Annotated in this window: 9 protein-coding genes and 1 riboswitch; of the genes, 6 read left to right on the top strand and 3 right to left on the bottom strand. The window is 72.7% G+C overall.

Translation table 11 applies throughout. The annotated features are described in order from the left end of the window. Window positions 1-13 precede the first annotated feature (13 nt). Window positions 14-2,440, bottom strand: a complete 2,427-nt coding sequence (locus ACIBH3_RS00705; RefSeq protein WP_396309646.1) for a ribonucleoside-diphosphate reductase subunit alpha — start codon at window positions 2,438-2,440, stop codon at window positions 14-16. 168 nt (window positions 2,441-2,608) lie between these two features. Beyond that, window positions 2,609-2,750, bottom strand: a riboswitch (cobalamin riboswitch). A gap of 157 nt (window positions 2,751-2,907) precedes the next feature. Here ACIBH3_RS00705 and ACIBH3_RS00700 point away from each other — a divergent pair. From ACIBH3_RS00700 to ACIBH3_RS00680, 5 genes are all read left to right on the top strand, one after another. Next, a complete protein-coding gene (locus tag ACIBH3_RS00700) occupies window positions 2,908-3,978 on the top strand; it encodes a hypothetical protein (protein ID WP_396309645.1) in 1,071 nt (356 codons plus the stop codon). A 343-nt stretch (window positions 3,979-4,321) separates the two neighbouring features. After that, window positions 4,322-5,776, top strand: coding sequence for a glycosyltransferase family 2 protein (locus ACIBH3_RS00695; protein WP_396309936.1), 1,455 nt, complete (start codon window positions 4,322-4,324; stop codon window positions 5,774-5,776). After that, a complete protein-coding gene (locus ACIBH3_RS00690; protein ID WP_396309644.1) occupies window positions 5,773-6,849 on the top strand; it encodes a glycoside hydrolase family 26 protein in 1,077 nt (358 codons plus the stop codon). Before ACIBH3_RS00695 ends, ACIBH3_RS00690 begins: the two co-directional genes overlap by 4 nt. After that, complete coding sequence (locus ACIBH3_RS00685) at window positions 6,849-8,696, top strand: glycosyltransferase family 39 protein (protein ID WP_396309643.1); 1,848 nt, start codon at window positions 6,849-6,851, stop codon at window positions 8,694-8,696. Before ACIBH3_RS00690 ends, ACIBH3_RS00685 begins: the two co-directional genes overlap by 1 nt. Then, window positions 8,693-10,540, top strand: coding sequence for a glycosyltransferase family 39 protein (locus ACIBH3_RS00680; RefSeq protein WP_396309642.1), 1,848 nt, complete (start codon window positions 8,693-8,695; stop codon window positions 10,538-10,540). Before ACIBH3_RS00685 ends, ACIBH3_RS00680 begins: the two co-directional genes overlap by 4 nt. A 43-nt stretch (window positions 10,541-10,583) precedes the next feature. Here ACIBH3_RS00680 and ACIBH3_RS00675 read toward each other — a convergent pair whose 3' ends face one another. Beyond that, window positions 10,584-11,078: a GNAT family N-acetyltransferase gene (locus ACIBH3_RS00675; RefSeq protein WP_396309641.1), complete on the bottom strand. Its 495-nt coding sequence runs from the start codon at window positions 11,076-11,078 to the stop codon at window positions 10,584-10,586. A gap of 412 nt (window positions 11,079-11,490) precedes the next feature. On the opposite strand from ACIBH3_RS00675, the gene ACIBH3_RS00670 reads away from it, so the two are divergent. Beyond that, window positions 11,491-12,438, top strand: a complete 948-nt coding sequence (locus tag ACIBH3_RS00670; protein WP_396309640.1) for a helix-turn-helix domain-containing protein — start codon at window positions 11,491-11,493, stop codon at window positions 12,436-12,438. A 102-nt stretch (window positions 12,439-12,540) separates the two neighbouring features. Here ACIBH3_RS00670 and ACIBH3_RS00665 read toward each other — a convergent pair whose 3' ends face one another. Next, the gene (locus ACIBH3_RS00665) at window positions 12,541-13,293 is read right to left on the bottom strand and encodes a histidine phosphatase family protein (protein WP_396309639.1); all 753 of its coding nucleotides are present in this window, start codon (window positions 13,291-13,293) and stop codon (window positions 12,541-12,543) included. Window positions 13,294-13,366 lie beyond the last annotated feature (73 nt).

Genomic DNA, 13,366 nt, shown 5'->3' with positions numbered 1-13,366 from the left:
CGGTCTTCGGAACTCACTGGCAGGCCTCGCAGGACTCGGGGTTCTCCAGGGAGCAGGCGAGCGCGGCTTCCTGCTCCGGGGTGAGGGTCGGGGTGGCCACCGGCACGGGCGCCGGGGCGGCCGTACGGGCGGCACCGGAGGCGGCCTGGGCGATCCGGGTGGCCGGGCGCGAACGCAGGTAGTAGGTGGTCTTCAGGCCGACCTTCCAGGCGTAGGCGTACATCGAGCTGAGCTTGCCGATGGTCGGCGCGGCCATGAAGAGGTTCAGCGACTGGCTCTGGTCGATGTACGGCTGCCGGGCGGCGGCCAGGTCGATCAGGGCACGCTGCGGCAGCTCCCACGCGGTGCGGTAGAGCGAGCGGACCTCGCCGGGCAGCCAGCCCAGCTCCTGGACGGAGCCGTTGGCCTCGCGCAGCGCGTCCCGGGTCTGCTGGTCCCAGACGCCCAGCTCCTTGAGCTCGCGCACCAGGTACGGGTTGACCTGGAGGAACTCGCCGGAGAGGGTCTCGCGCTTGAACAGGTTGGACACCTGCGGCTCGATGCACTCGTACACGCCGGCGATCGAGGCGATGGTCGCGGTCGGGGCGATGGCGAGCAGCAGCGAGTTGCGCAGGCCGGTCTCGGCGATCCGCGCGCGCAGCGCGTCCCAGCGCTCGGTCCACTGCGGGGCCGTCTCGAAGTGGTCGATGTGCAGCTGGCCGCGGGCGGCGCGGGTCTCCTCGTACGCCTCGTGGCGGCCCAGGCGCTCGGCCAGCTCGCTGGAGCGCTCGTAGGCGACCAGCATGATGCGCTCGGCGATCAGCGTGGAGAGCTGCTTGGCCTCGGCGGAGTCGAAGTCGATCCGCAGCTTGAAGAAGACGTCCTGGAGGCCCATCACGCCCAGGCCCACCGGGCGCCAGCGCGAGTTGGAGGCGCCGGCCTCGGGGGTCGGGTAGAAGTTGATGTCCACCACGCGGTCGAGGAAGGTGACGGCGGTGCGCACGGTGGCGTCCAGCCGGTCCCAGTCCATCGCGCCCAGCAGGTCGGCGGGGGTGGCGCCGGGGGCCACGTGGGCGCCCAGGTTCACCGAGCCGAGGTTGCAGACCGCGGTCTCGGAGTCGTCCGTGACCTCCAGGATCTCCGTGCAGAGGTTGGAGGAGTGGACGGTCCGGCCGGGGACGGCGGTCTGGTTGGCGGCGCGGTTGGAGGCGTCCTTGAAGGTCATCCAGCCGTTGCCGGTCTGCGCCAGGGTGCGCATCATCCGGGCGTACAGGGTCTGCGCGGGGATGGTGCGCACGGCCTTGCCCTCGGCCTCGGCCTTCAGGTACGCGGCGTCGAAGTCGGCGCCCCACAGGTCGACCAGCTCGGGCACGTCGGCGGGGGAGAACAGCGACCAGTCGGTGCCCGCGTTGACGCGGCGCATGAACTCGTCCGGGATCCAGTGCGCGAGGTTCAGGTTGTGGGTACGCCGCGCCTCCTCACCGGTGTTGTCGCGCAGCTCCAGGAACTCCTCGACGTCCGCGTGCCAGGTCTCCAGGTAGACGCAGGCCGCGCCCTTGCGCCGGCCGCCCTGGTTGACGGCGGCGACCGAGGAGTCCAGGGTGCGCAGGAACGGCACGATGCCGTTGGACTTGCCGTTGGTGCCGCGGATCAGCGAGCCGCGCGAGCGGATGCGCGAGTAGGACAGGCCGATGCCGCCGGCGTGCTTGGAGAGCCGGGCGATCTGCGCGTAGCGCGAGTAGATCGAGTCCAGGTTGTCCAGCGGGGAGTCCAGCAGGTAGCAGCTGGACATCTGCGGGTGCTTGGTGCCCGAGTTGAAGAGCGTCGGCGAGGACGGCAGGTAGGAGAGCGCGCTCATCAGCGCGTACAGCTCGGCCACCTCGCGCACCGACTGCTCGTTGTCGCCGACCGCCAGGCCGGCTGCGACGCGGAGCAGGAAGTGCTGCGGGGTCTCGATGACCTTGCGGGTGATCGGGTGGCGCAGCAGGTAGCGGGACTGCACGGTGCGCAGGCCGAAGTACTCGAAGCGGTCGTCGCCGCGCTGGTCGATCAGCGCGTCCAGGGCGTCGGCGTGCTTGGCGACGAACGCGGCGGTGGTGTCGCCGATCAGGCCCTCGGCGTGGCCGACCGCGATCGAGGCGGCGAAGGACACCGCGCCCTGGCCGATCGCCTCGTCCGAGATCTCCAGTGCGAGCAGGCGGGCGGCCAGCTTGGAGTACTGCGGGTCCTCGGCGATCATCGAGGCCGCGGCCTCCACGGCGAGTCCGCGCAGCTCGGCGAAGTCGGAGCCGGCGTGCCGGCCGCGCAGTGCGGCGGCGGCGACGTGGCCGGGGTCGACCTCGGGGAGGTCGACGCTGCGGTCGGTGAGCAGCCGGAGGAGCGCCGCACCGGGGTCGGGCCGGTCGGCGGGGGCGGTGCTGGTGCCCTGGTTGGGCAGGGCGACTGAGGCAGCGATGGTCAAGGCGCTCTCTCCTGGCGGCGATCGGGCGGCGGACGACTCAAGATCACCGGACCGGTGCGGGCAGGGGAGCACGGCGCGTACGCCGGGAGGCGTCGCGCAACGGTGTCATCCCCCGGCCCGCCCGCGAGGTCCGGAAGTGTTTCCGTGCTTCAAGGCCTCTGCGGGGAAGCCGTGTGGCACGCCGTCGGCAGGTATTCGGACTCGCGGGGACGGCATCGGCCCCCCGCACACCGCTGCGGGGCAGTCCCGGACTCCCACCGGGTTCCCCTGCGTTCGACAGCAGGAGTGAGCATACATCTAGTGGTGCCACCCCGATGTTGCACCCACATGTTGTGCAGCGTGGCGTGTCGGGGTGATAACCGGCGGTGTGGGGGCGCGGGCCCGGCGGCCCCGGCGGGTCCGGATTTGGGAACGGATTGGTTACCGGTTGGGCCGCTCCCGATGGGCATGCCATACGATCTCGCCTCATGAGCGAGGGAACGGGCGTACCGGCCGAGTGGACGCGTCAGCCCGCACAGCCGGTGCAGGGTCAGCAGCCGGGGGCGGCGGGGCCGCTGCCGCAGGGTCAGCCGCCGCAGGGGCAGCCTCCCGTACCCCAGGCGCCGCAGCCCGCCCCTCCGGTGGCCGGGCAGGGCGGTCAGCAGCCTGCGCCGCCGCCGGTCGGGGGCTTCGGGCCGCCGCCGGTGCCGTACGGGCAGACGGCGCCGGGGCAGCAGGTCCCGCCGCAGCAGCAGATCCCGCCGACGGTGCCGCAGCCCGTCCAGCCGCAGCCGCAGCAGTGGCAGCCGGGCCCGCCCGCGCCGGCGCTGGGCGAGCCGGACTGGGCCGCGCTGGCGGACCGGCACGAGAGCGAGTCCCGTAAGCGCCGCAAGCTCTGGATCGGCGCCACGGCGCTGGCTCTGGTGCTGGTCGGCGGCGGGGTGGCGGCCGGCCTGATGATGACCGACAAGGGCGACAAGGGCGGCGACACCAAGCCGACCACCGCGGCCAGCAGCCCGGGCACGCCGTCCGCCGACCCGGTGACGTTCATCTCGGACGCCGGCACCGACAAGGCGCCGGTCGACCCCGCGGTGCTCTTCGCGGACCAGACCCGCACCATCGACGGGAAGGTCTGGACCCGCAAGGGCACCGGCATCACCACGCCGTGCTCCAAGGCCACCACCGGCGGTCTGGGCAAGGCGATCAGCGACGAGGCCTGCCGCTCACTCGTCCGGGCGACGTACGTCTCGGGCGACAGCGCCGTCACCATCGGGATCGCCGTCTTCGACAACAAGGCGACCGCCGACGTGGCCCTCGCCAAGCACATCGGTGCCATCCAGGGCCTGCCCGGTCAGGGCGTGGGCCCGTTCTGCACCGAGTCCGGCTGTTCGGAGACGCACGGCTACGTCGGGCGGTACGGCTACTTCACGGTGGCCGGCACGCTCAAGCAGGGCGCGGGCCTGGCGGACCCGCTGGCGGCGGCGGCCGCGCCCGCGCTCTCCGACTACGCCAAGGACGCCCTGCTGTCGAGGGCGAAGGGCACCGGCGCCGGACACTGAGCCGGTGTCATCCGGGGTGGGCGGTGGCGGTCCTGCCGGGCCGTCGGCCCGCCCGGCCCCGGGCCTGCCCGGTCCGGCTTCCAGGCGCCTCAGCGCGCAAGTAAGCGTCCGATAAGATGGCCGACCCGGGGGCGGCTCTGGCTTGCCAGTTCACCCCTGAAGGCCGTGAACGACCCCATTCAGGAGGTGCCGCGCCGTGAGCGCTGCCACCAGTGCCACCGGCCGACGGCGCAGGGCGGCGGGGCGGCGGCGCAGCAACCCGGTCGAGGACACCCACACCCTGCTGCTGCCGGCTCCGCCCAACGCCCAGGAGAAGTACAGCTACACGATCCGCCGTCAGTGGATCCTGACCCTCTGCTCGGTCGTCAGCTTCGGATGCCTGGTCGTCAGTCAGATCCAGCTGTACCGCGCGTCCCCCTGGTTCTGGGCCTGCCTGCCGTTCCTGCTCTTCACCGTGATCTACTACCTCGTCTCACTTCGGGTGAACAGCTTCACGCCCAACTTCGACGTCAAGGCGCACCGCCGGCTCGTGCGGCAGTGGCAGCCCGGCCGCTACCCGACCGTGGACGTCTTCCTGCCCGTCTGCGGTGAGCCGATCGAGGTCCTGCACAACACCTGGACGCATGTGCGCAGGCTGACCGAGCACTATCCGGGCCTGGTCATGCCGTACGTCCTGGACGACGCGGCCTCTCCCGAGGTCGAAGCGATGGCCGGGGACTTCGGCTTTCGCTACGGCGTACGGGAGAACCGCGGGTGGTTCAAGAAGGCCGGCAATCTTCACTACGGATTCAGCCGCTCCGACGGTTCATACATCCTGATCCTGGACGCAGACTTCGCACCACGCCACGACCTGCTGGACGAGGTACTGCCGTACCTGGAGCAGGACCCGAAGCTGGGCATCGTGCAGTCCCCGCAGTTCTTCCGGGTGCTGGACTCGCAGAACTGGATCGAGCGTGGCGCGGGCGCCATCCAGGAGCTGTTCTACCGCTCGGTCCAGGTCGCCCGGCAGCGCAACGACGGGGCGATCTGTGTCGGCAGCTGCGCGGTCTACCGGCGCGCGGCGCTGGAGGAGAACGGCGGCACCACGCTGATCGCGCACTCCGAGGACGTGCACACCGGCTTCGACCTGCGCTCGCTCGGCTGGAACCTGCAGTACGTGCCGGTCGCGCTCTCCACGGGTGTCTGCCCGGACACCGCCGCGGCCTTCCAGAACCAGCAGTACCGCTGGTGCATGGGCTCGATGTCGCTGCTGACCAGCAAGAAGTTCTGGCAGGCGAAGCTGCCGTTCGTGACCAGGCTCTGCTACGTCTCCGGCTTCCTCTACTACGTCCACACCGCGCTGATGACCTTCGCGCTGCCGGTGCTGCCGATCATGCTGCTGCTGGCCGAGCCGGACCTGCTCCAGGTCAAGCACCTCGTCCTGGTGGTGCCCAGCATCCTCTACGCGACCGTCATCTTCCCGCTCTGGCACCGGGCGCCGTACCGCCTGGAGGCGTGGGCCGGGCGGATGATGTACGGCTGGGCGCACTTCTTCGCCGTCTGGGACCTGCTGCGAGGCAGGCAGCAGACCTGGCAGCCGACCGGGTCGAGCAGCGCGCGCAACAAGCAGCGCCGGTTCTGGATCGGGGTCGTCGTCTGGGGCGGCGGCACCGCGCTGCTCTGGGTCTTCGCCGCGGTGTACCGGATGTTCACCCTGCACCCGCCGGACTTCGCGCTGGTGCTCTCGTCCGGCCTGTTCTACGCCGTCACCGTCGGCCGCATCCTCATCCAACCCCGAACCCAGGACGTCGCACCATGATCCGATCGAACCCGCGGACCGGCCCCGGGCGGGCCCGGGCGGGCGCGGTGGGCCGGCTGCTGGCGGCGGTCGCGCTGGTGCTGCCCCTGACGGGCTGCGCCGCGCTGCTGGGCGAACAGCGGATCGGCCCCGGGGTGGCGCTGCCCTCGGCCTCCTCCTCCACAAAGCCCTCCACGGCCGCCAGGCCGGCCGCCGCGGGCACCTCCGACGCCTTCAGCCCGTACGACGTGCGGCCGCTGCTCCGGCCGGCGAAGAAGATCCTCGGGATCGCGGCCGAGGGCGCGCCCAACTCGATGACGGCGGTGGCGGACTTCACCGCCAAGGCGGGCAAGACGCCCAACCTGATCGAGTACTACTCGGGCTGGGGCGACGACTTCGACACCAAGGGCGCCCGCAACGCCTGGGAGTCCGGCGCGATCCCGCTGGTCGCCTGGGAGCCGTACACCATGACGCTGGCCGACATCGCGGCCGGCAAGGGCGACGACTACATCAAGCGCTACGCCTGGGCCGTCCGGGACTTCAACGCCCCGGTGGCGATCAGCTTCGCGCACGAGATGAACGGCTTCTGGTACGAGTGGGGCACCAAGCACGCCACCGCCGAGGAGTTCGTGGCGGCGTACCGCCACATCCACGACCTCTTCTCCGAGATCGGCGCCGCGTCGGTGATCTGGGTGTGGAGTCCGAACAGCGTCAACCCGACCAAGGGCGTGCAGCTCCAGCCCTACTACCCGGGTGACAACTACGTGGACTGGGTCGGCATCGTGGCGTACTACACGCATCTTGAGGCCGGCACCTTCGACACCCTCTACACCCCGACGCTGACCCAGATCCGCGCCTTCACCGACAAGCCGTTCCTGATCGCCGAGACCGGCGCCGAGCCGGGCGCGCGCAAGCGCAACGACATCCTCAACCTCGCCGGCGGTGTCCTCGCGCGCCCCGACTGTCTGGGCTTCGTCTGGTTCAACATCAGGAAGGAGGCCGACTGGCGGATCGACAGTGACCCGCAGGCGCTGGCCGCCTTCAAGCAAATCGCGGCCGACAGCCGCTTCGGCTTCGATGTGAAGAGCCCCTGATGACCTCCTCCCCCGCGCACAGCGGCCGTCGCCGTGGCCGTATCCCCGCGCCGCGTCCGGAAGAACCGGCCGAGCTCGTCGGCACCCTCCCCGGCCCGGAGCCGGACCCGGCCGAACAGCCGAGGCCGTTCCGGGAGCCGGACGAGGCCGAGGCTCCGCACCGGGCGGTGGCCCCGCACCCGGCCGAGGACCCGGACCCGATCGAGGACCCGGACCCGATCGATGCTCCGGTGCGCAACCCCGACCCGGGCGGCTCCTGGTTCGCGGCCCGGACGGCGCCCGCCGCCGAGGACCCGGCGGACACGTCCCCCGGCTACACCCTCGCGCCCACCCCGGAGGCCAGCTGGACGCTGGACCCGGGCCGCCGCCGGGCCTGGCTCAGCCGCGCCCTGCTGCTGCTGATCCTCGGGCTCCAGGCAGCGCTGTCCCTGCGGCTGTCCAACAGCGCGTTCCAGGACGAGGCGCTCTACATGTACGCCGGGCACGCGGAGCTGGCGCACTTCCTGTGGGACATCCCGCTGCCCAAGGACTACAACAGCTACTTCTCCGGCTCCCCGCTGCTCTACCCGATCGCCGCGGCCGTGCTGGAGAACCACTTCGGCGTGCTCGGGGTACGGGTCTTCAGCCTGCTCTGCATGCTCGGCGCGACCTCGCTGCTGTACGCCTTCAGCCGCCGGCTGTTCAACGAGCGGGTGGCCCTGGGCGCTGCCGCGATATTCGCCGTCACCCAGTCCACCGTGGTGCTCGGCTTCTTCGCGACCTACGACGCACCGGCCGTCCTGCTGCTGGCCCTCGCGGCCTGGATCGTGGTCCGCACCGACCGCGCGCCCGCCGCGGTGGTGCTGCTGGCCGCGCCGGTCGGCGTGCTGGCCGTCGGGCTCAAGTACGCGGCCGCGCTCTACCTGCCCACCCTCGTCCTGCTGGCCGTCCTCACCGGGCGCCGCAACCGGCTCCGGCAACCGCTGCTTCGCGGTGTCCTGCTGGGCGGCGCGATGGGCGGGCTGCTCTGGGCGGGGCTGAGCTTCACCAGCGTCCTCGCGGGGGTCCGGGCCACCACCACCGCGCGCGCCCACGGCAGCGAGCCGGCGCTGGACCTGCTGCGCGAGTGCGTCGAGTACGGCGGGCTGGTGTTCGTCACCGCCTGCGGCGGCGCGGTGGCGTACGCGATGCGCGGGCGGATGAACGAGTCGCCGCTGGTGCGCTCGATGACCGGCCCCGGCCGCCGGCGCCGGGTCCTGCTCGGGCTGCTGCTGGTGGGGACGGCGTCGCTGGCGCCGGCGTACCAGATGCACCTGAACACCTCGGTGGCGCTCTACAAGCACGTCGGCTTCGGGCTGCTCTTCGCGGCGCCGATGGCGGGCATCGGGATGGCCCGGCTGATCGGTCCGCACTTCCGCCACCCCCAGCTGGGCATCCTGCTCTGGGTGGTGATGCTGTCCTTCGGGCTCTCCCAGTCCGCCTGGCGCTTCGAGACCTGGCCCGATTCCACGCGGCTGATCGGCGCCCTGCGGCCGTACGTCAACGACCACGGCCGGTACCTGGCCTCGGCCTCCAACGTGCCGAGCTACTACCTGCGCGACCTCACCCGCCAGGACCAGTGGACCTCGACGTACGGGATCGGCTACCTGGACAAGGCGGGGACGCTGCACTCGGCGGAGGACGGCTACCGCACCGCCATCGCCGACGGCTGGTTCGACATGATCGTGTTGGACGGTGTCGCCACGCCGGACATGGACAGGGTGGTCGCCGCGGCCGTCGCCCAGAGCCCGCGCTACCGCCTCCTCGGCACCGTGCCGTTCACCACCACGGGTGGGACCGGCCACTACCGGATTTGGGTGAAGCAGTGACGACCTCCGCGAACGACCTGCACTCGCCGGCGCCCTGGCCGCCCGGACCGCCGCCGCAGCCCGTCCAGCAGCCCGCCCAGGCTCCGGTCCAGCCGGCCTTCCAGCTGCCCGCCCAGCCGCTCGGGGCCCGGGGCGCGGTGCCGCCGCCGCCTCCGGCCGGGCCGCCCGCGATGCCGACCGCCGGGATGCCGCCCACGGGGATGCCGCCCGGCGCGCTGTCGCCGACCACACTGCCGTTCGCCGGTCCGCCGCCCGTCCGCCCGCTGCCCGCCGAGCCCGAGCCGCCCACCCGGGCCCTGCTCGCCACCCTCGCGGTCGCGCTGCCCCCGGCCGCGCTGACCCTGGTGCTCTGCCTGTACGGCATAGGCAGGCGCCAGCTCTGGCGGGACGAGCACGCGACCTGGTGGGCCTCCGAGCTCAGCTGGAGCCAGCTCGGTGACCTGATCGGCCACATGGACCTGGTGCTGGCGCCCTACTACGTGCTGATGCACCTCTGGATCGACCTGTTCGGCGACTCGGAGGCCGCCCTCCGGGTGCCCACCGCGCTGGCCATGACCGGTGCCGCCGCCGCCGTCGCCCTGCTCGGCCGCCGGCTGCTGACGCCCCGCCTGGGCGTCCTGGCCGGCCTCCTGTTCGCGATCTGCCCGGCCATCACCTGGTACGGCCAGGACGCCCGGCCCTACGCCTTCGCCGTCCTCGCCGCCGTGGTCAGCACCCTCGTACTGACCCGGATCCTCCAGCGGGCCGAGCCCGTGCGCCGGCACGCGGTGGCCGCGGCGAGCGCCCGGCGGGTGCGGTGGAACGGCCCGCTGGTGCTCTCCTGGGCGGGCTACGCGGCGACCGTCGTGGCGATGGGCCTCACCCACCTGGTGACGCTCTCGATCCTCGCCGGACACCTGTTGATGATCGCGCACACCGCCCGGCGCACCGGCCCGCTGCTGCGCTTCCCGGCCCCGCTCGGACGGTGGTCGCTGGCCACCGCAGGCGCGCTGCTGCTGCTCGCCCCCGTGGTGGTGCTGGGGGCCGGCCAGAGCGACCAGATCGGCTGGAACCACAAGGACTGGAAGGACCTCGGCGAGCTCCCGTCCAAGCTCGCCGGCTCGGAGTCGCTCGGCTGGGTGCTGCTGGTACTCGGCGTCCTCGGTATCGCGGCCCTGCTGTCGCTGCGCCAGCCGGTGGGCCTGCTGGCCTGCTGGGCCCTGCTGCCGGTCGCCGCGACCGCAACGACGGCGCCGTGGCTGCACCTGTTCCTCGACCGGTACCTGCTCTTCACGGTGCCCGCCTGGACGCTGCTGGTGGCGGCCGCGATCGGCCGGGTGCCGGGCCTGGCCTCGCTGACGACCGTCTCCCGGACGCCGCCCCGCTGGGTGGTCGGTCCCGTTCCGCTGCTGCTGGTCTTCCTGCTGGCCGTCGGGGTGGCCTGGCCGGACCAGGGCGAGGTCAGGAAGGACCTGAACTGGGAGATGGACAGCCGCGCCGCAGCCCGGGTGATCGACGCCGGTCAGCGCCCCGGCGACGCCATGGTGTTCGAGCCCGGCACCTCGCTGCGCCGGGCGATGGCCTACGAGTTCAGGGGAAGGACGGCCCCGCTGGACGCCCTGATGTCCCGTACGCCGCAGGAGGCCAAGGGCTTCGGTGCGATCGAGTGCTTCGAGCCGGCGCCCTGCCTGGCGAAGGTCCAGCGGGTCTGGCTGCTGCTGGGCACCGGGGACAAGCGGCCGTACGGCGCCGTCTCCGACAAGGTGTCCAAGGAGCTGAAGCAGTTCAAGACGGTCCGCACCGACCGGCTGCCCAACCTGCGGCTGGTCCTGCTGGAGCGCACCCCCGCCAAGCCGAAGGGCTGAGGGCGGCCGGGCGGCGGCTGAGCCGCGGCCGGGCGGGCCCGGGTCAGAGCTCCATGGCGTAGACCAGCAGGTCGATCCCCGGGCGGGGGGCCCAGTCCCGCTCGGGGGCCCGGCTGAAGCCCACCCGCTCGTAGATGCGGTGAGCGGCCTTCATGGCCGGGCGGGTGGAGAACGCCATCCCCGTCAGGCCGAGTTCGCGGCTGCGGGCGACCGAGGCCCGGACCAGCGCCTCGCCGACGCCGCGGCCGCGGGCCGTGGCGCCGGCCGCGAGCATCCGTATCTCGCTCTCGTGCGGCAGGGCTATGTCGGCCCACTCGGTACCCCCGACGGCGAGGGTCACGCAGCCGAGGACCGATTCGTCTCCCGCGTCCACCGCGACGAGGAGTTCGGCTTCCCTGGCCCGGCGGGCGGCATCGCGCAGGAGGGTGATGTACGCGGCGCCCGGTGCGGTGTGGCCGTCCCCGACGAAGGCTTCGACGGTGACTTCACCTGCGGCTTCGAGGTCCTCCTCGCGGGCCCGGCGAATGATGATGTCCATCCGCCAAGTGTGCCGGACGGCCCGGCGGAGGCGGCCGGAAGGGTGCCGTAGAGGCGGTCGGCCGCGGGGAGGGACGTGGGGAGGGCCGCGGGGTCGGGCCGGTCGGGGTGGCGGTGCAAGCGGTCCGCGGTGTCGGGGTCGGCGGGGTACCCGGTCGGGCGGTGCCAGTTGTCCCGGCCGTGGCCACGGGTGCGGGAGAGGTCGCGGCCGATCAGCAGACCGAGCAGACCGAAGCCGGCGACGGTACCGAGCACGCCCAGCGCGCCGGAGAAGGCGGAGATGGTGGAGGAGTTCATGCCTCCACTCTCGTCCGGCCGCGACGGCCGGACGAGTGGCAGGAATGCCCTCTTGCATCGAAATGCTGCCACTGGGGCTCTGGCGGTCCGTCGGGCGGCGCGCCATGCTGGTGGGCATGCTGAAGAACGTCGTGACGATCGTGCTGGAGGAGGTCCACCCGTTCGAACTCGGCGTGGCCTGCGAGGTGTTCGGCCTCGACCGCAGTGAGGAGGGGCTGCCGGTCTACGACTTCGCCATCGCCGGCGCCGCCCCGGGCCCGCACCGCACCCACGCTGGCTTCACCGTCGACGTCCCGCACGGCCCCGAGCGGCTCGCCGAGGCGGACCTGGTGATCGCCACCGCCACCGACATCCGCGACGAGTACCCGCCGCGGATCATCGAGGCGCTTCGCGCCGCCGCCGAGCGGGGCGCCCGGGTGCTCTCCATCTGCAGCGGCGCGTTCCTGCTGGGCGCGGCAGGTCTGCTGGACGGGCGCCGCTCCAGCACCCACTGGCGGCACGCCGCCGAACTCGCCCGCCGCTTCCCGCTCACCAGCGTCGAGCCGGACGTGCTCTACGTGGACGAGGACCCGGTGATCACCTCGGCCGGCACGGCGGCCGGCATCGACGCCTGCCTGCACCTCGTCCGCAAGCTCCAGGGCGCCGAGGTGGCCCGCGGGATCGCCCGGCGGATGGTGGTCGCCCCGCACCGGGAGGGCGGGCAGGCCCAGTTCGTCGCCCGGCCGCTGCCGCAGGAGGGCGGGGACTCGCTCGCCGGCCTCCTCGACTGGATGCGCCACCACCTGGACCAGGAGTTGACGGTCGAGCAGCTCGCCGCCCGGGTGCACATGGCGCCGCGTACCTTCGCCCGCCGCTTCCAGCAGGAGACCGGCACCACCCCGCACCGCTGGCTCACCGGCCAACGGCTGCTCTTCGCCCAGCGCCTGCTGGAGGGCACCACCGAGCCGGTCGACGTCATCGCCGCCCGCTGCGGCTTCGGCAACGCGGCCACCCTGCGCCACCACTTCGGCAGATGGCTGGGTACCACCCCGCAGGCCTACCGCCGCTGCTTCGCCGGCACCTGACGGACTTCGGCGGGCGCCTCACGGGCCTCACTTGCCTCACGGGCCTTGTGGGCCCCACCCGGCGCGTTCCTACCCGGACACCTGACGCGGCCGGCGGCGTGTTCAGCCGCCCGTCGTGAGGTGGCCGACGTCGTTCCACCGCTCGCTCCGCAGCCGTCCGTCGGCCGCCCGCCAGACACTGGCCGCGCAGTTGCGGACCGGCTCCAGCGCCGTCAGCTGCTGCTCCGTCAGCCGCTCCAGCGCGTAGCGGAGCATCAGCACCGTGCAGTCGTGCGCGACCAGCAGCACCGGGCGCCCGGCCTCCTCCGCGCACAGGTCGCGCAGCAGGCTGCGCACCCGCAGCGCGACATCCGACCAGGACTCCCCGCCGGGTGGCCGGTAGTACAGCTCGCCCATCTTGCGGCGTCTGGCCGCCTCCTCCGGGTGCTTGGCCTCGATCGCCGCCTTGGGCAGCATCTCCAGGATGCCGAGCTCGCGGTCGCGCAGCCGTTCGTCGTAGCGCACCGGGAGCGAGACGGGTACGGCGCCGAGTCCGGCGGCCTGGGCGAGCGCGATCCGGGCCGTCTCGGCGGTGCGGACGTACGGGGAGCACCAGACGCTGCGCGGGCGGTCGGCCGCCGGCAGGCCGGCCCACCAGCGGCCCAGTGCGTGCGCCTGCTGCCGGCCGTGCAGCGAGAGCGGGATGTCGGCGTCCCGGCAGTTGATCGGCACGCTCAGCGCGCCCGCCGCCTCGGCCAGCTGGAACTCCACGTTGGCGGTGGACTCGCCGTGCCGGGTGGCGATAAGCAGGGACGGCAGCCGGGTGGCGGCGGTCCGGTGGTGCTGGCCGTTGAGGGTGGTGCCGAGTTCTGCCATGGCCGCTTCTCCCCGTCGTCGCTGTCCTGATCGTTCGACTGATCCGATCGATGATCGATGCTGGCCGATCCGG

Source organism: Kitasatospora sp. NPDC050543, assembly GCF_044457565.1.
GTDB lineage: Bacteria > Actinomycetota > Actinomycetes > Streptomycetales > Streptomycetaceae > Kitasatospora.
This window is presented reverse-complemented; position numbering and strand designations above follow the sequence as displayed.